This is a genomic window from Novipirellula galeiformis (genome assembly GCF_007860095.1).
GTDB classification, from domain to species: Bacteria; Planctomycetota; Planctomycetia; order Pirellulales; family Pirellulaceae; genus Novipirellula; species Novipirellula galeiformis.
Map to the genome: position 1 here is coordinate 774,252 of NZ_SJPT01000002.1, position 17,455 is coordinate 791,706.

At 55.6% G+C, this 17,455-nt stretch carries 14 protein-coding genes; 6 read left to right on the forward strand and 8 right to left on the reverse strand.

What is annotated here, in order from left to right:
- Positions 1 to 228: 228 nt before the first annotated feature.
- The 3 genes from Pla52o_RS07895 to gdhA all read right to left on the reverse strand — a co-directional run bounded on the left by Pla52o_RS07895 (position 229) and on the right by gdhA (position 3,259).
- Positions 229 to 1,536, reverse strand: coding sequence for an outer membrane protein assembly factor BamB family protein (locus tag Pla52o_RS07895; protein ID WP_146594027.1), 1,308 nt, complete (start codon positions 1,534 to 1,536; stop codon positions 229 to 231).
- Positions 1,537 to 1,639: 103 nt separating this feature from the next.
- Positions 1,640 to 1,774, reverse strand: a complete 135-nt coding sequence (locus tag Pla52o_RS27665; RefSeq protein WP_261343338.1) for a hypothetical protein — start codon at positions 1,772 to 1,774, stop codon at positions 1,640 to 1,642.
- 147 nt (positions 1,775 to 1,921) lie between these two features.
- Positions 1,922 to 3,259, reverse strand: coding sequence for an NADP-specific glutamate dehydrogenase (gdhA, locus tag Pla52o_RS07900; protein WP_146594028.1), 1,338 nt, complete (start codon positions 3,257 to 3,259; stop codon positions 1,922 to 1,924).
- 24 nt (positions 3,260 to 3,283) lie between these two features.
- On the opposite strand from gdhA, the gene Pla52o_RS27670 reads away from it, so the two are divergent.
- Positions 3,284 to 3,412 (forward strand): hypothetical protein, encoded by a 129-nt coding sequence (locus Pla52o_RS27670; protein ID WP_261343339.1) that lies wholly within the window; start codon positions 3,284 to 3,286, stop codon positions 3,410 to 3,412.
- A gap of 975 nt (positions 3,413 to 4,387) precedes the next feature.
- A complete protein-coding gene (locus Pla52o_RS27365; RefSeq protein WP_231612170.1) occupies positions 4,388 to 5,674 on the forward strand; it encodes a 3-keto-disaccharide hydrolase in 1,287 nt (428 codons plus the stop codon).
- Between the two features lie 96 nt (positions 5,675 to 5,770).
- Here Pla52o_RS27365 and Pla52o_RS07910 read toward each other — a convergent pair whose 3' ends face one another.
- The 4 genes from Pla52o_RS07910 to Pla52o_RS07925 all read right to left on the reverse strand — a co-directional run bounded on the left by Pla52o_RS07910 (position 5,771) and on the right by Pla52o_RS07925 (position 13,384).
- Positions 5,771 to 6,745, reverse strand: coding sequence for an alpha/beta hydrolase family protein (locus tag Pla52o_RS07910; protein WP_146594029.1), 975 nt, complete (start codon positions 6,743 to 6,745; stop codon positions 5,771 to 5,773).
- Between the two features lie 32 nt (positions 6,746 to 6,777).
- The gene (locus tag Pla52o_RS07915) at positions 6,778 to 9,477 is read right to left on the reverse strand and encodes a right-handed parallel beta-helix repeat-containing protein (RefSeq protein ID WP_146594030.1); all 2,700 of its coding nucleotides are present in this window, start codon (positions 9,475 to 9,477) and stop codon (positions 6,778 to 6,780) included.
- Positions 9,478 to 9,596: 119 nt separating this feature from the next.
- Entirely contained in the window at positions 9,597 to 11,006 is a 1,410-nt protein-coding gene (locus Pla52o_RS07920; protein ID WP_146594150.1) for a DUF1501 domain-containing protein, read from the reverse strand.
- Positions 11,007 to 11,023: 17 nt separating this feature from the next.
- Positions 11,024 to 13,384 (reverse strand): PSD1 and planctomycete cytochrome C domain-containing protein, encoded by a 2,361-nt coding sequence (locus tag Pla52o_RS07925; RefSeq protein ID WP_146594031.1) that lies wholly within the window; start codon positions 13,382 to 13,384, stop codon positions 11,024 to 11,026.
- Positions 13,385 to 13,545: 161 nt separating this feature from the next.
- Here Pla52o_RS07925 and Pla52o_RS26765 point away from each other — a divergent pair, with 161 nt between their 5' ends.
- Positions 13,546 to 13,713, forward strand: coding sequence for a hypothetical protein (locus Pla52o_RS26765; RefSeq protein WP_231612171.1), 168 nt, complete (start codon positions 13,546 to 13,548; stop codon positions 13,711 to 13,713).
- Positions 13,714 to 14,036: 323 nt separating this feature from the next.
- Here the strand turns inward: Pla52o_RS26765 and Pla52o_RS07930 are convergent, their stop codons facing one another.
- Complete coding sequence (locus tag Pla52o_RS07930) at positions 14,037 to 14,345, reverse strand: hypothetical protein (protein WP_146594032.1); 309 nt, start codon at positions 14,343 to 14,345, stop codon at positions 14,037 to 14,039.
- Here Pla52o_RS07930 and Pla52o_RS07935 point away from each other — a divergent pair.
- From Pla52o_RS07935 to Pla52o_RS07945, 3 genes are all read left to right on the forward strand, one after another.
- Positions 14,344 to 15,183, forward strand: a complete 840-nt coding sequence (locus Pla52o_RS07935; RefSeq protein WP_146594033.1) for a DUF4142 domain-containing protein — start codon at positions 14,344 to 14,346, stop codon at positions 15,181 to 15,183. The two genes, Pla52o_RS07930 and Pla52o_RS07935, sit on opposite strands and share 2 nt — an antisense overlap.
- Positions 15,184 to 15,660: 477 nt before the next feature.
- Positions 15,661 to 15,876 carry a hypothetical protein gene (locus Pla52o_RS07940; protein ID WP_146594034.1) on the forward strand — a complete coding sequence of 72 codons (216 nt, stop codon included), beginning with the start codon at positions 15,661 to 15,663 and terminating at the stop codon, positions 15,874 to 15,876.
- Positions 15,877 to 16,270: 394 nt separating this feature from the next.
- A complete protein-coding gene (locus tag Pla52o_RS07945) occupies positions 16,271 to 17,440 on the forward strand; it encodes an acyltransferase family protein (RefSeq protein ID WP_146594035.1) in 1,170 nt (389 codons plus the stop codon).
- Positions 17,441 to 17,455: the final 15 nt, after the last annotated feature.

Here is a 17,455-nt window from a genome sequence, read left to right on the forward strand (position 1 = left end):
AAGAAAAAAGGGATGTCAAAGCGGATCCAACCAAGAATTGACTCCAAACCGTGGCACAAGACGCCTAACGTTTCCAATTCAAAGGAGTCAAATTGAGCCACGCGAATCAACGTCCTCCCGCCTCCTTGCCCATTTTACCCGCCAACGTTCAAACGACGGTCGCTAATGAGCCCTCCCGGCACTCCGTCGGCGAAGGTCGAACCTTGCCTTCTTACAATCCTAGACCGCCTAATTTTGGATGCAGTAGATTCGTGACGCGGTGCGGATCAGCAATCGGTCTCCTGCGATTGCGGGCGACGCCATGCCCATGTCGTCATCGGACAACTCATTGCTGCCGATCACTTCGAATTCGTTGCCCGCCTTAATCATCGTTGTTTTGCCATCCTCATTTAAGCAAAAAACTTTGCCATCGTATGCCCAAGGCGACGCAGTGTACCCGCCCCCTTGGGGGATTCGCTTTTTGGAATAAATTTCGGAACCGTCAACCGCGTCATACGCGGCGAAAAGGCCTCGATCGTAGAGCACGTAGACAATCCCGTCGTATGCCAACGTCGATGGGTTATAGGGTGCTGCGGTCGGCTGGCTCCACACGATCGACGCATTGGAAGTTTCCGTACCCTCGAGTGAGATATCCCCTTTACCTCCTGGGCGAATCGCATACAGCGGGCGATAGGGATCACCGACATAGCCTGAACTGAGATACAACAGCCCTCGGTATTGATACGGCGTGGCGATCGTGATGGTAGACATTCCCGTCAATGACCAGAGCAAATGCCCATCGAGATCGTAGGAGCGCACCTGCCCCGATCCCAGCGTGACAATCTCAGTCCGCAATTCGTTGTTCCAGATGAAGGGGGTCGACCAATTGCTCTTTTCATCCCGCTCGGTCCGCCAAATCGACTGGCCAGTATGTTTGTCAAACGCCTGCAAATACGATTCTTCCTCGTTGTCGTTGACCACATACAAACGATCGCCATGCAAGACGGGCGAGGCCGCTGTTCCCCAACCGTAACGCGTTTTGCGTGGGGCGATATCTCGCATCCAAACCTCGTTCCCTTGCATGTCAAAGCAATAGATTCCGACGCCACCAAATAACACGTAGACGTGCTCTCCGTCGGTGACCGGCGTCTCTGATGCAAGGCTATTCTTTAGGTGGATTGAGCTTTGGGGCGTGGCCTTGCGAACTTGTTTCCTCCACAACGTGCCCCCATCTTTCAAATCAAGACACATCACGATCCATTCATGTTCCGACGATGGGGGTTCGGGACGATTACCACCAAAATAAAGTCCTTTCTTGGGCGTCTCTGCTTCGCCGAGGTTGACCACGGTCGTCACAAAGACACGGTCCCCCCACACGATCGGAGACGACCAACCACGCCCTGGAATGTCAGTCTTCCAGGCAACGTTTTCCGTTGCCGACCAAGTGTCGGGAAGCTGCCCCGGATCGTCGACGACTCCCGTCGCGTCGTGACCTCGGAATTGAGGCCAGTTTTCCACCGCCAAAGCCGACAGCGCCGGCAGGGCGAATGCAAACATGAGCGTGAACGATTTCAGACTTCTTGCGTGCTGAGAAATGATCATAGAACGGATCGCGTGTGACTTTGATTAGTGGATCGAGCCACAATTGTACCGAATCAAATCACATCCGACGAATGGCGCGATCCCCCAAGTACGCCAAACCGCTGCGCTGTGGATCGAAGCCACCGCGGCGAAACAAGGGAGCGGGCAAGTCCCATTGCAAGCAGGCAAGTCCCATTGCAAACGGATGGCCCATGTCGGGACGATCACAAAACACGCCCCGATGAAGCTCGACACGAAATCCTAACCATCAACGCATGCACCACGTCGGGGCCAGACCGAATCCACGATCGGCCCATGACGAAGTGACCATCGAAACCCTACGAATGGGATGATTTCGCGTTTAAATCAATCCCATCGCCTGCATTGCATCGGCAACGCTCATGAACCCGGCGATATTAGCACCTTGGGCGTAATTGCCTGGCACGCCAAACTCATCCGCCGTTGCCAGACACCGGTCATGAATGTCCTTCATGATGTGGGCCAGTTTGCGGTCGGTGTATTCGAACGTCCAAGCGTCGCGTGATGCGTTCTGCTGCATCTCCAGGGCGCTCGTTGCCACACCGCCTGCGTTGGCAGCTTTACCGGGAGCGTAGGCGATCTTGGATTCGGTAAACAACTCAATCCCTTCGGGAGTCGTCGGCATGTTGGCGCCTTCGGCAACGGCCATGCAACCATTTTTCAGCAGCGTGGCGGCGTCCTTGCCGGTCAACTCGTTTTGCGTTGCGCAGGGAAGTGCCACGTCACATTTGATTTCCCAAAGATTTCCGCCACGTTGGTATCGAGCGTGCTTCCGCGTTTCCACGTACTTTTCGATTGGCAAGCGATCGACTTCCTTGATTTGCTTGAGCGTTGGGAGATCAATCCCTTCGGCATCGTAAACCACACCGGATGAATCAGAGCAAGCGATCACACAACCGCCGAGCTGAGTCACTTTTTGAATCGCGTAAATCGCGACATTCCCGGCCCCCGACACGATGCACTTCTTGCCCTCTAAGGACTCGGACCGCGTGGCCAGCATCTCTTGAACAAAATAGCCCAGTCCATACCCGGTCGCTTCGGTACGGACGAGTGCGCCACCGTAGCGGAGTCCTTTGCCGGTCAGCACACCCGATTCATAACGGTTGCTGATCCGTTTGTATTGTCCAAACAAGTAACCAATCTCGCGTTTACCGACTCCGATGTCACCCGCAGGCACGTCGGTGTACTCGCCTAGATGGCGAGACAATTCAGTCATGAAGCTTTGGCAAAACCGCATCACTTCATCATCGCTACGCCCTTTGGGGTCAAAGTCACTGCCCCCTTTTCCGCCCCCGATCGGCATTCCGGTCAGCGCGTTCTTGAAGATCTGCTCGAAGCCGAGGAACTTGATAATGGAGAGGTTGACCGACGGGTTGAAACGCAGTCCTCCTTTGTAAGGCCCCAACGCACTATTGAACTGCACGCGAAAGCCGCGGTTGATATGCACTTCGCCTCGATCGTCTTGCCAAGGCACTCGAAAAATGATCTGACGCTCCGGTTCACAGATGCGCTCGATAATTTTTTGCTCTGCCAACTTGGGGTACTTGGCCAACACTGGCCCCATCGAGGAGAGCACTTCTTTGACGGCTTGAATGAATTCGGTTTCACCCGGATTGCGTTGTTGAACGTTCCAGTACACGGATTCGAGTTTTTCGTCCATAGTGCCTTTCCAAGGTAGCTAACGATGCGTTTTATTTGGGGTGAATTGCCAGCAGCAGCGTCCACCGGAGGCTGGCGTGAGGTCTCCGTGCCACCGCTTAAACCATCGACATGGTTCTTCGGCAAAGGGTCGGCACGGAGTGGTGACGCGTAATATAAATTGCCGCTTTTTTTGCGGCAGGTGGGCAGCGGTAAATTCGTTGCCCAAATTTGGCCAGCGACAATTCACTCACAATCCGCGTCAATGTCCGCAGGCTGTTTAGGCCGCTTCAGCCCCCCTTCCTGTGCCACCAAAAGGCCACTGAGCCACCTTGGCTCAGTGGGCGAATCAAAACAGAACCACTACGCACCCCACTAATTGACTGTGTCAACGCGACTTGACACCATCCCCTTCGGGGGGAGAAATCGAGTGGTCGATGGGCCAGGTTTTCCGTGTTAGCAACCCATTCGCGGGCCCGTCCGGTTAAATGCACGAGCGTGTTCGGTTAGCAGATCAACGGGCTGGAGCACCATGTTGGGACGAAAAAAACCAACGGGGACTGCGAAACCGAATCGTCGGCATGTCGCGGGGCTCGGTTTGATTCTTGGCCGGCCCGCGATTGGCAGGCATGCCGTTTTCGAAGGAGATTTTGAATGCGATGAAGTCAGTCCCCGCCCCCATATCGTCCGCAGGTGATATCAGGGGCGAATGCGCTCGAAGTCTCGTAGACCGATACTCCACGAATCGCGAGTACTCCACGAATCGTGAGGAGCATCGTCTCGCGACCGGCGACCGGCATCGGCTCGGCTCGGAATCGGCTCGGAATCGGCTCGGGTCGGCTCGGGTCGGCTCGGGTCGGCTCGGGTCGGGTCGGGTCGGGTCGAACACACAATCGCGTCTGGTTCGCCGTGCATTCCGGACCGCTTGAGTTCCAATTCGCTGTCGTGAGGTCGCCGGCGGGGTATATTAGTTTGCGAACCGTTGGCGATTTGCCCCATTCGGTTCACCCGTGCTTCGTCTGGCCTTGTTAGGTGAGGGGGTGCTGATGACGTGCCAAACGTTGTCAACGCTGCGAGCTTTTGCTGCCTTGGACGACGAGACGGTTGTCGACTCACTCCCCATCGATTCCGCCGCTGGAAATTGGTTCCTATGATTCGCCCCAATTTTGTTGTGCCTTTCGTCGTCGTCGTGGCCTGCGTCACGTCCCCATTCCACCCCGATATGGCATCGTCCCGTGCTGCGGCGAACGACGCCAAATCCGACGCGATGGTTCCCAGCCATCGGAAAGCGGCACTCGCGGGCGATGTTGTCCCGCAGCGAGTTAGGATTTCCCCGACACAAGTCAACCCAACTCATGACACCGAGTTCGTTTGTGTCGGCGAGCGTGCCTTCGCCTTCGAACGTGCCTTCGCCTTCGAACATGCCTTCGCTCTCGAATCTGACAACCGCATCCAACCGGAACACGGTCCTGGGGTGATCGAAGGCCGCTTACAGCGTCTCGAGACTCTCACCACATTTACGCTTCCGCAAGCCCCGGTACCAGCCGAACCTCTCTCAGTGAGGAATGCGGGCATCCAACCGTTCACCGAACGTGATGACGCGTGGTCTGAAGCACCGCGTTTTCTGATGGCACGCTGTGGCGAAGCGGATGTAACGGCGGAAAAAGGGGGGAGCGAGAAGGCAAATCCTCGCACGCTGATTAGCCAGCCGTCGGCTAAAAATATCACCGAAATGTCCGAAGCGGAAAGTCAGCAAGGCTTTGTCGCCTTGTTCGATGGCGCGTCATTCGACGGATGGGAGCATGGCGGTAACTGGAAAATTGAAGAGGGTGCGTTCTATCGAGCCTCCAAGGGCGGCGCGCTGACGTACAAACGCAAACCGGTTCCGGACGACTTTGAACTCCGCTTCGAGTGGAAAGTTTCCAAAGGCTGCAACAGCGGCGTGTATTACCGACCGGGACAAGTCGAGTACCAAGTGCTCGATAACGTGGACAGCCCCTATGGTGAGAACCCACGCCAAGCGGCCGCGTCCCTGTTTTTCTGTATGGCTCCGTCCAAAGACGCCACGCGGCCGGTGGGACAATGGAACACGGGGCGTGTCGTTTGCAAGGGATCCGTGATCCAGCACTGGCTCAATGGTGAAAAGGTACTGGACTTTGATTACAGCGACCCGAAATGGGCGGCGATGGTGGAATTGTTAACGATTCGCGGCGGTGATTTGAGCGGACGCGGTGGCGAGCTTTGGTTACAAGATCACGGCCAACCGGTGTGGTATCGCAACCTGCGTTGGCGACAAATTCCCGCCGACGAGCAACTGACGCCGTCCGCTGAATTTCAGCCGATGCCTGTGCCCCCGGGGCCGCTCGCGAAAGAACAAGCCCGAGTGCAAAGAATGCTGGAACAGGCTAAAGCTAAAGCAAAGGGGAGTGGGAACTAGTCGCGTCAAAGAGAGAACGAGCTCCGAGGGAGCGACGACAATGTCCCCCCACGCGGCCGTTGCCGCGTCGCGGATGTTCATTCCGGCAAGAGAGTCTTAGTGCCCCTTGCCGTCTTTGTTCGCGTGAATGCGTTCGAACCAATCAATCGCCGCCTGCGGAATGAGTTCGTGTTGGCCGTCAAAAATCGTCACGGTGGCGTTGCCCGAGGTGCGACGGAACAACGGTTTCCGGGCGCCGTAGCTTGGGTCCACAATGGGACTTTGGAGCGATTCGGGAACCTGTGCTTTCTCAACAAAGTAGCGAATATCGCCATCGGACAAGCGATCCTGAGGGCTCGCGACCTCGTTGAAGGCCAACAACGAATGGCTGATCGGCACGCTGCCATCGTGCCCGTCACGAATTCCTGCGTTCAGATGCAGCGTGACGCCTTTCGCATTAGCGAGATACGTCAGCGGAGATCGATCGCGATACTGTTGATCGATTGCGGTACTCTCGCCTGGTGCACCCCCACATGAAGCGGCAACGTTGCGGAAGTAATTGCGTCCGGCGAGTTTGCACTCTTGATACCACGCGCTCAGATCCGAGATGGGAACCCACACCGAAACCCCGGCCCAAATCGAAGGATGATGTCCCGCCATCACCAGCGCCGTATAGCCGCCGCCGGAGGTACCAACGAGGTAAACGGAGTTGCTGTCGATGTTGACCGTCTTCTTTGCGTAATCAACGGCGCTGACGATGTCCTTGACCACCCACTCCGAACCTGTCGCCTCGGGGCGAACGTTCGGACCCCGGAAATTGGGATGGATGTACGCCCAGCCTTTCTCGATACACCAAGCTTCGATTGCTTTGTGACTCGTCTGTTTGTAATCCCCGGACCAGGTGTGCAGGGCGACGACGAGAGGAACGGCAACATCCGACGCGGGAGCATAGAACATCGCAGGTTGCTGAGTCGCATCGGCCGAACTGAGATAGCGGATCTCCTGTGCCTGTTGCCCCTGGGCGATGCCGCCAGACGTTTCCAACGTGACCACCCCCAAGGCGAGGACTGCGTTTCGTATCCAAGTTCTCATGATCCGATATTCCTGATCTATCTGAAGTATGATTAACGTCGATTCTGCATCTTTATATCATCCAAGTAGAACTGGGACGCGTTGCGGGCAGCTGAAATAAACCCCACCCAGCGAGTTTCCATCCACTCGGGATCACATACCAAATCAGGGTGGTGATGGCGTTGTCCGTCCGCCAACACGAAGGTTGCACTCCAACGACCGTTGGATTTGCCCTGCGGCGCCTCCATCGTGACATCCACCCAAGTGTCAGCCGCAATGTCGAATAGTTTTTGGCCTCGGCTATGAACCGCTCGACCAGAGAAATGCAAACTCGGACCAGTCCGGTAAGGCGCCCCACGGTCCCGCCACTCGCACACAACCTCCGATTCGGCATCCATGCGAATGCGGAAGGTCAACGTTGAGGTACCTGCAACGTAATTGGGATCCCAATACAAATGGGGATTGTAACTTGCCTTCAAATCGGCTGCATCTTGAACCCTTAAACAATGCCCACTGAGATCCGGTGTCTCGACAACCGTGATCAACGATGCCCGCCCCTCGTGATGGAGTTTCGCCAAACGCAATAACGATATCGGACTGTCGCTCTCAAAGTCGTCCGTGATATTGATCGGAGGCGATGTTGGGACCACAAACGGATCGCGAACCGGGGTCGCTGCGGCGAGTTGCTTCCAATCGGAATCGCCCTGCACTCCGGCCATGGAGATATCGAACGGCACGAATCCGATTTGGTTGGCGGGCGATCCAGGACGCAACCGGAAATCACGTTTCGCAGCATTGACGAACAATGGGTCGGCCACAATGGAACCTTCGTCGTTTCCGGCTTCACGCCACTGCGCCCACGATTTGCCAGCGAAGTCAAACGGCTGGCCACCGGCACGCCAATACAAGTTGTGTTGTAAGTTGACCTGGGCACCGTTCTTCCACCCCGAATAGCCCAACAAGTGTCCTTCGTCCCAAAAGACTAAGTTTCGTTCGAACGTGAACGAGAGGTGAGGCTCGGACCGCGTCACCGCGACCTGTCCCTCTTCGCTAAACGCCAAGATGTTGTTTCGCACGATGTTCTCGCGGCCATAGTGTTGATGAAAACCACCATCGCGGACGTCATACACCAAGTTGTTCTCAAACAGGATCTGCGAACTGCCTTCATCCGGGTACAATCCCCACCCTCCATAACGAGTCGCGTACACGTCGTGGATCACATTATTGCGAACTCGGGTCCCCTCGGACGGCCCCAACAAATAGACGCCGCCCATGTCGCTGAGGATGCGATATCCGATGTGGTGCAAGTGGTTGTACTCGATACGATTGCGTTTTGCACCACTCTCGGCGTACCCCCAGCGCCATCCAACTGAAACGGCCGTGTAGAAGAAATCGGCGACATCACAATGCGTGATCGCATTATCGCTGCTATGACCAATCCAGACGCCAACGGCATGCGGCGTGATCCGCCCACCGCTCTGCAGAATACAGTTGTCGACGGTAATCCCACCGGTCCGCACCGCGGTGGGCACCAGTCCGGTTTCCCCAATCCGAACCGCGGTCACGCCAAGATCGAACACCCGTGTGCGTTCGACGCGGCAATCTCGGCACGCTTTGCGGAACCAAAACCCGCTGCCCCCGACATGTTCCACGCTACAGTCCGAAAAGCGAATGTCTTCGGCACCGTCGAGTTGGATCGCGGTGGCATCGACATTCATCGCCGCTTGCGCCGAGCGAATGCCGCCCGCGGGAATTGGAAACTCAGCGTGACGTAGATTCAGCCCCTCAAAGCGGAGATGTTTGACCCGTTGCTCGGCGTTGTCAATTTCGCCCTGAAAATCAAACAAGCGGGAAACGACCGGGGCGATCACACTGGCCGTAGTCATGTCTTCATTTTCGCGCGGTCGATAGTACAACCAACCCTCGCGATCCAAGAACCATTCTCCTGGCGCGTCGAGCGCTTCACGGTAATTTTCAAGGAAGTACAAACAATCCCGTTTCATCGGATTGTGCCCCTTCATGACCTCGCCATGCGTGCTAAACAAACCTTGCTCGGGGGCGGCCGACTGTAACCATTCTCGCGTGGTGTCCCACTTGTGGTACACCACCACTTGAACGTCCTTTAACGCAGCGGAATCAACATTCGCAAGCGTGGCGAGACCACCCTCTTGAACAGCAAACGTGTGTTTCAGCACACGCTTGGTTCCGGCAATGGGCGTCTCGCGAACCCCCAATAGCATGTGAAAGTCTCCGTCGTTGGGCGTTCTTGCCCGCACACCGCGGCGACCATTTACCCATAGTTGCTCGAACCGCCAATCGCCATGATCGTCCCCAGGACGCGCTATGATGCGTGTTTTCCACAATCCAGGATGATCCGCGTCCGGTTTCCATTCACGGATCGCGCGCCCCCCAGATAACACGACCTCGCCATCGGCTTCACCTAGGTAACGCACCGGATTTGCAGCGGAATGTCCGGAGTCTTCGGGGGTAAAGACGATGGTTTGATCCAAAGTGTAATGGCCCGCGCGAATCTCGACCGTCACCGCGTTCTCAGGATGCTGCTTACGAGCTTCGCGGACGGCGCGTTGAGCGCGGGGCAACGTGGCAAATGGTTTTTCGGAGGTCCCAGCGTGGGTGTCCGAACCATCGGTTGCGACATGAAAGTGAATGGGATTAGCTGCATGCGCGAAAGCAGGGATCGCGAACGTCAAGCCAATCGCAACGGGAACAAGAAATCGTAGTGCATAGAACATCAATCGCTCCGCATCGGGGATGATTTTAAAGCTCGAGACTGTGAAGTCGATCGCTACCGGCGCAGGCGTCAACGACGCGCAAACGCAAACGCAGAGTGGAAACGCTCACTCTAACCGTCTCAGCTGATGATTTCGCTTACCACGCGACCATGAACATCGGTCAATCGGAAATCGCGTCCAGCGTGTCGGTACGTCAACCGCTCGTGATCGAGTCCTAGCAAATGCAACATCGTGGCGTGCAGATCGTGGACGTGCATCTTGTTCTCGACAGCTTTAAAACCAAACTCATCGGTTTGACCGTAGGTCATGCCTCCCTTCACTCCTCCACCGGCCATCCACATCGAAAAACCATGGTGGTTGTGGTCACGCCCCGTCCCGCTCTCGGAGGTTGGCGTGCGACCGAACTCGCCGCCCCAAACGACCAAGGTGTCTTCGAGTAACCCACGCTGTTTTAGGTCGGTCATTAAGGCCGCGATCGGTTGATCGATTTGTTGACACAGTTTCGGCACCGTCTCATTGTGCTTGCTATGCGTATCCCAGGGTTGCCCGCTGCCATAGTAGACTTGGACGAAGCGAACACCGCGTTCGACCATTCGCCGTGCTAACAGACAACCGTTGGCAAAGTGTCCCGAACCATAAGCTTCCCGCGTTTGTTTCGTTTCACGAGCGAGGTCAAACGTTTCGCTCGCTTCGAACTGCATCCGATAGGCGGTTTCCATCGCTTCGATGCGCGCGTTGAGGACCGAATCGCCTCCCCGCGCGGCCACGTGATCCTTATTGAGTTGTTGCAACAGATCGAGTTGACCGCGCTGGGTCGCATGATCCCACTGCGTGTTACTCAAATGCGGCAGCATTTTCTCGGGATTGACGGTGGAATGATTGATGTACGTGCCTTGATACTTCGAAGGCAGAAAGGCACTGTTCCAAAGGATCGAAAATCGAACCGGTCGTCCGGGACAGAGCACCACATAACCAGGCAGATTCTGATTCTCGGTACCCAGCCCATACAAAAACCACGCCCCCATACTCGGCCGCGTGGGAATGATCGTGCCATTGTTCATCTGCAACAATGCTGGACCGTGGTTGGGATTGTCGGCGTGCATTGAATTCAGGACACAAATGTCATCGATATGCTGACTCAATTGCGGCAACAAATCACTGACTTGAACGCCGCTTTCGCCGCGTGGGCGAAACTTGAACGGCGATGGCATCAGTCCACCGGTAGGTCGCTCGGTGACAAGATCGGCGCCCGGGGGTCTGCTGCCCGCATATTTTTCAAGTGCGGGCTTAGGATCAAACAAATCTCCCTGGTAGGGACCACCATTCATGAACAGGTGAATGACCCGTTTGGCCCGAGCCGGAAAATGGGGCATCGACAGCAAGTTTTGCTGCGAGGCCATCGTCGGTTGCGCCGCCCCAAGAATACTTGCCGCTCCAAGCATTCCCACTCCGCCCCCGAATTGTTGAAGCAGCCCGCGACGGTCGACGGTTGCGGGCGATCGTGATGCATCATTGCGTGTTGGTTGCATATTCATTGAAAAGAATCTCAATCGATAAAGATGAATTCGTTCGAGGCCAAAAGCACGTGAGTGTATTGACGCCACCGCGCAAAATGGGCTTCGGACTTTGCGTCATTCACTGCCACGGGGCCCGCCAAATAAGCCAGTCCGAGTTCCAATTCGCGATCGCTGGGGTCTCGCGAAAACAACCGCAAGTAAGCTTCTTTGATCCGGCTACGATCATCGTCAAACTCCCCTTGTTGCAGCTCGGTTGCTAAGCGTTGCGATTGTTGGTTCAGCAGCGGGCTGTTGATCGCGAAGAGTCCCTGCAGCGGCGTGACCGTTGCCATTCGCATCGGACTATGTTGTGTCGGATCGGGGAAATCGTGAATCATAAACGTAGGCGACATATCTCGGCGGTCGATGGTTGCATACAGAGTGCGGCGATGATTGCTGGCGGTATCCAGTGGCACCGAAGGACCACCCGCGGTTGGGTCCAGCACACCGCTGACGACTAACATCGCGTCCCGCCACTCTTCGAAGGAAAGCCGGCGGCGATTCGCACGTGAAAGCCACGTATTTTCGGGATCGGCATGGTTGTCATCGACCGCAACGGCCGATGATTGTTGCCAGGTTTCGGAGAGCAATATTTCACGGTGCAGCCGTTTAATCGACCAACCTTCGGCGACGAAACGGGCGGCCAAGTCCTCGAGCAACTCGGGATGAGTGGGGCGATCGCCTTGTTGACCAAAGTTGCTGGGGGTGGCCACGATTCCTTGGCCGAAATGAGCGAGCCAAACGCGATTGACGATCACGCGTGCGGTCAGCGCTTTCGCCTCCGTTGTGATCGACTGAGCCAACTCCAAACGCCCGCTGCCGTTCTGGTACGGTCGAGGTTCGTCGGTCAACACCGTCAGAAAGCGGCGCGGGATGACGGGCCCGGGGCGGTTGGGGTTTCCCCGGATAAACGAAGGTAGATCGCGTGGTTCAGGGCGGTATTCCAATCGTGTGCCCTGTTCAGGCGTCTTGCCGGCGCGGACCACGTACATCGATTCCTCGGAGAGCGCGTTGGCCATGGGCGTATCGTAGAGCGGCGTCGAGGTTTTCAGATCCTTGATCTTCGCAGCGAGTTCATCCATTTGTTCCTGGGGCAAAGGCTTCTGTCTTTTCAGCTTCGCCATCTTCGCTTCAAGCTTGGCGACCTCTTCCTTGGCGACGCGCACGGGTTCGTAGGCTTCGTCGCTAATCAACGGCCGCTCAATATGCCGGGTGCTGGCAAAGACGCCAGCCAAGCCGTAATAGTCGTCGGCGCTGATCGGATCAAATTTGTGATCGTGGCAACGGGCACAAGCGACCGTCAGCCCAAAGAAGGTGCGAGAAACCGCGTCCACCCGTTCCTCCCACTCATCGGCAACAATCACGTTGATCAGCTCGCATGGCAACTTCAGTTCTTTCCAATAAGTAGGGCTGAGACTGAGGAACCCCAGCGCGGGCAGATCCTCGGGGCCGGTCTCTGACATCAGATCGGTAGCGAGTTGACGGTGAATGAATTCATCAAATGGAAGGTCGTCGTTGAACGCTTTGACGACCCAATCGCGATAGAGATGCGCCTGGGTCGTTTTCGGCAACCAGCTCGCCGTGCGGTCGGTATACCTCGCCATGTCCAACCACCATCGTCCCCATTTCTCGCCGTACTGAGGTGATTCCAACAATTCGTCGACCAGCCGTTCGTACGCATCCGCGGAGTCGTCGTTGACAAACGCATCGAGCCGCTCGGGGGATGGCGGCAATCCGGTTAAATCGAAGCTCAACCGACGAATCAATGTCGCGCGGTCGGCGCGGGGTGAGGGCGTTAGTCCCGCGCGCTCGATCGCAGCCAAGACGAACCAGTCGACTCGGTTGCGTGGCCAGTTCGTGTTTGCGATTTCGGGCAGCGGCGGTTCGCGGAGCGGTTGAAACGACCAAAATTGACGGCCTTTCTCAAAATCGATTTTGCCGCTGGGACGAGCCACAACATCCGCGGATGGAGGAAATGGGGCGCCACGCTGCACCCAAAGGGTCAATTCGGCGATGTCCGCTGCGGCAAGTTTCCCCTTGGGGGGCATTTCGATGCCGTCGTAATGAAGCGTCTCGATCAGCAGACTTTCCTCCGGCTTTCCCGGCACGATCAACGTGCCGCTATCGCCACCGGCGGCGATTCCCGCGGCGGAATCGAGCAACAACCCGCCATGAACCGTTTTCGCCTGAGCCGAATGACATTCGAAACAATGTTCGCTTAACAAAGGGCGAATGCGTCGCTCGAAATATTCGAAATCCTCGGCGTGAAATTGGGCGTCGGTCGCGACCGCCGTGATCGTGCTTCCAATCAGACTTACGAACAGCAGGGCAAAACGAATGAACATAAGCATTGCTGGAGGGTTGGGGTGGGACCGTAAAAAGAGGGGACGCTCATTCTAAACGAAACCGTAGCGGATTGCACGGTCGATCGACCCTTGTCGCCCTCATGCCTTTCCAGCCGGGTAGGGTGAGCCGGAAACGGATGATCCGGCCAAGTTCGATGGAGGTGGCGATGCATTTTTCAATGATGGCATCATCTTCGAGGCTGTCGTCGATTGTGGGTTTAACGCTACCCAATACCGGGCCTCAGGACGACGCGATCGATCGGCATCAACGCGACGATGTTGCGGCCGTCTTGATGTGGCGGGCCGTCTTGATGCAGCGGACAGGGGTGATGTAGCGGACGTGTTGATCTAGCGGACGTGTTGACTAGTGGACGTGTTGACTAGTGGACGTGTCGATCTAGTGGACGTGTCAATCTAGCGGACTGCGATTCGCTTTTGCGAATCAAATGAATATCGACTTTGTCGCCCACGCCCCAAGACAGCATCTCGCGGCGGGTGACCAACGATGCCTCGACAGTGTGCGATCGATTGTTGAGAACCGCGCGCTTCGGCCCTCGACCGGCTTAGCTCGTTTGCAATCTTTTCAGAATCTTCGCGAGAAACTCCAGCCTCAGATTGGCTCTAACCCAATGGCTATTTCGGTTGCGACGATCGAGCACTAGGCGCCGCCGGAACTCAGGTCAGCCGCTGAAAGAATCACCACGTAACGCAGCGCATTAAGACGCATCGTGAACACCGAGTTCGCCTGAACTTCGTTTTGAGCGTTCCGAGGCACCGCATGCCAAACGCTTGCATCGCGTTCCAGTAGGAACGATTTGCATTCAATCAAGATTGGAAGAATTTTTCGCGTCCCTTCGGTACGCCGACAACGGTTGGGAACACCGCGTGCAGCATCAGTGTGATCGTTGGCCGCGACTTTGTTGTCGCGGCACTCAATTTTGAAATCGGCATTTAGGAGTGTTCCCATGTCGAAATTACGTTTCGCTGCCGCTGTGTTGTCCATCGCGGTAATTCCCGGTCTTTCCAACGTCCAAGGACAAACGACGTCGGATCAACCCATTGTCAAACCTGCTCCACCGGCCGTCGAACCGGGACAACCTCCAACATCGCCGGGAGAGAGCACCGATCAACCAAAGGGAGCGCAAACCGACCAGGATGATCGTTATGAAGCGCGTCGAGTTTCGGCGAGTGCACAGAAGCAGCAACAAGGGGTGACGATAAAGCAAGCTTTGGTGCAACGATTGATCAAGGTCAACGATGCGGAAATCGAATTGGCGAAGTTGGCACAGCAAAAAAGTGACAACGACGAGCTAAAGCAATTCGCTCAAATGATCGTCCAGGATCATCAAGCACTCAACCAAACGCTGCAGCAACACGCGGGCCATTCCGCTTCAACGCGGTCGCACAACGCGGAAGCAGACGCCTCGACACGTAATCAACCGCGGACAAGCGAGGACCGCAAGGGCAACGCACAAGCCAAGCAGCAAGACCGTTGGGCTGATGCACAATCCAACAGAGTGCCGATGGAATTCTGTCAGATTGGCGAGCAAGCTTGTGACTTTGCGTTAAAAATGACCAAGGACATGCTCAACCAGTACGAAGGCCAAGACTTCAACATGGCCTACCTTGGTCAGCAAACGGTCGCACACATCAACTTGCTTTCGGAATTGAAAGCGATTGAAAGTGCAGGTCCGCAAGAGCTGCAACCGATCGTGCAACAGGCCGCAACGAAGGTCCAAGCTCACCTCGAACAAGCCAAGCAGCTAGCCAAGAAACTCGAAAACGACCGCAAGTCGCGAAGCTAACCCAAGTTATCCCTTGGACTGATTTCGCGAAGTTTTTCGATGGCATCCGATCAGCCGCGGAGCGTCAACGACCCGACGAGGGGTCCAACGCTCGGCGGCTTTTTTTCTAATGTTTTCTTTCCCCAAGCGATAGCAGAACAATTTCCCATGAGCCGGATGGAACGGAGTTTGCTACTGCTTTGCTACTACAAAGTCCATTTCGTTCCCAATCACCCTGATAAGGATCCACGATGACCATCAAGAAGGAAGCTCCAAAAATTGGTGACATGTACCGCTGCGCAAAATGCAATCTTGAAATTCATGTGACCAACGGATGTGATTGTCAAGATTGTAAAGCGGAATTCAACTGTTGCGGTAAATCAATGGATCGAGTGACTTCGCTGCCCGTTCAAAACGCCTAATCGCAACGCCCCGTTCCTATTGGAATGGCCCTATCGGAATGGCGTCCCTCCATCGAGTTCAAATCAGGTAATGAAGATGCGTGCCTTAATCGTAGTGGTTGTTTTACTCGTGATTCTCGGTCTTGTCGGTTGGGTGAGATACAGCTCGCCCAACGGCGACCCGACGCTTCGGGTTGATACCGAAAAAGTCAAAGAGGACACGTCGGCGATCGTTGAGAAGTCGAAGCAAGCGGTAGACGACGCGGCTCGAAAGATCGACGCCAGCATTGAGCAAACGCCCGCCGAGCAATAAGACGACAACGTCACCGTGCAAAGGAATCAGTACGTCTTCGGATGCACCGATTCCCGCCGCGCCGAGCGGTCATTGCTAAGAGCCAATCCGAAAATGGTAGCTCTAGATAATGGTTTCAGCGACATCCATTTCTTGAATACGTCCGAAGTGGCGTTTATGCGGCGTGCCTCGTTTTCTAATCGACGGCTCTAACCGTCTGCCCCCACCAACACCTCTTGTGTGTTTTCGCTAACGAAGCTGGCATCTGCCCAGTTCCCCGTTTTCACTTTAACATCGCGAGCTACGATACTTTTTCGGTGTTCTCAGCGTGGTCCGTTTGACTTTGCAATCGCGAGACAGGATAGTGGACGACTAACCTCACCGTGGTGGCGAACTTTGATTGGACAGCAGCTGGATGATGACCCCACGATCTCAAAGCGAAGCCGCCAACCACGGTGTAGCCGAACCGGTTTGGAAAAAAGGTTCACATCTACCGGAACTCGACGGACTGCGTGGTTTCGCGATCCTAATCGTGACACTCTATCGGTTCGGGAAAGAGTTCCCTGTGGAAACGACCGCAGGCAAACTGATTGGGTTGTTGTTGAGCCAAGGGGATCGGGGCGTGGAGCTGTTCTTTGTCCTCTCTGGCTTTCTCATCACCGGCATCTTGATCGACGCAAAGAATCGTCCTCACTACTTTCGTAATTTCATCGCCCGTCGCAGCCTGCGGATCTTTCCCCTCTACTTCTGCAGCTTGCTATTGATCGTTGTCGGCGCGGAACTGCTTCCGGAGCTGCATGAGATGTTTGCGACGCCGCTGGGGAATCAGTTCTATCTGTGGACGTATCTGGTCAACGTCAAGATGAGCATCGAAAATGAGTGGTGCTTTGGGTACCTCGATCACTTTTGGTCACTCGCGGTGGAGGAGCATTTCTACTTTGTTTGGCCACTCGTTGTGCTTTGTATCCGCTCGACCTACCTACTTCGTGTTGCAGTCGGCCTGGCAATCCTTAGCGCTCTGTCACGGATCGCCTTCGTTCTGATAACCCACCATGGCATCGCCGCGGACGTGTTCACGATCTTCCGAATCGATGCGTTATTGGTTGGTTCGGTGATCGCATCACTGGCTCGAAGCCAGCGTGGGCTAGAACCACTTAGAAAATGGTTGCCGATCACCCTGGCGGGTTGTGCCACGATCATCGTTTCTGGACTGGTGCTGAAGAAAGGATTATTCACCATTCCGCTCAGCGTTTGGCCAACGATTTGGGGATGCATCTTGGTTTGGTTGCTGACGGCGAATCGAAGTGACGCGTTGGCTCGATTATTTAACTCGGCTGCGCTGCGGTCACTCGGGAAGTACAGCTACGCGATGTACGTCTTCCAAAACCCATTGATTCCGATGATGTCAGCGGTGTTAAGCGTCGCCGCGTTAACTTCATCGGTCGGCAACCCGGTCGTCGGACACCTACTCTATATTGCGTTGATGTCGTCGGTGACTTACATGGCGGCGATCGTCAGCTGGAATCTATTGGAACGACACTTTCTGAAGCTGAAAAAATACTTCCCAAGTCACCCGGCCGTTTGACTATCCCAAAGGGCC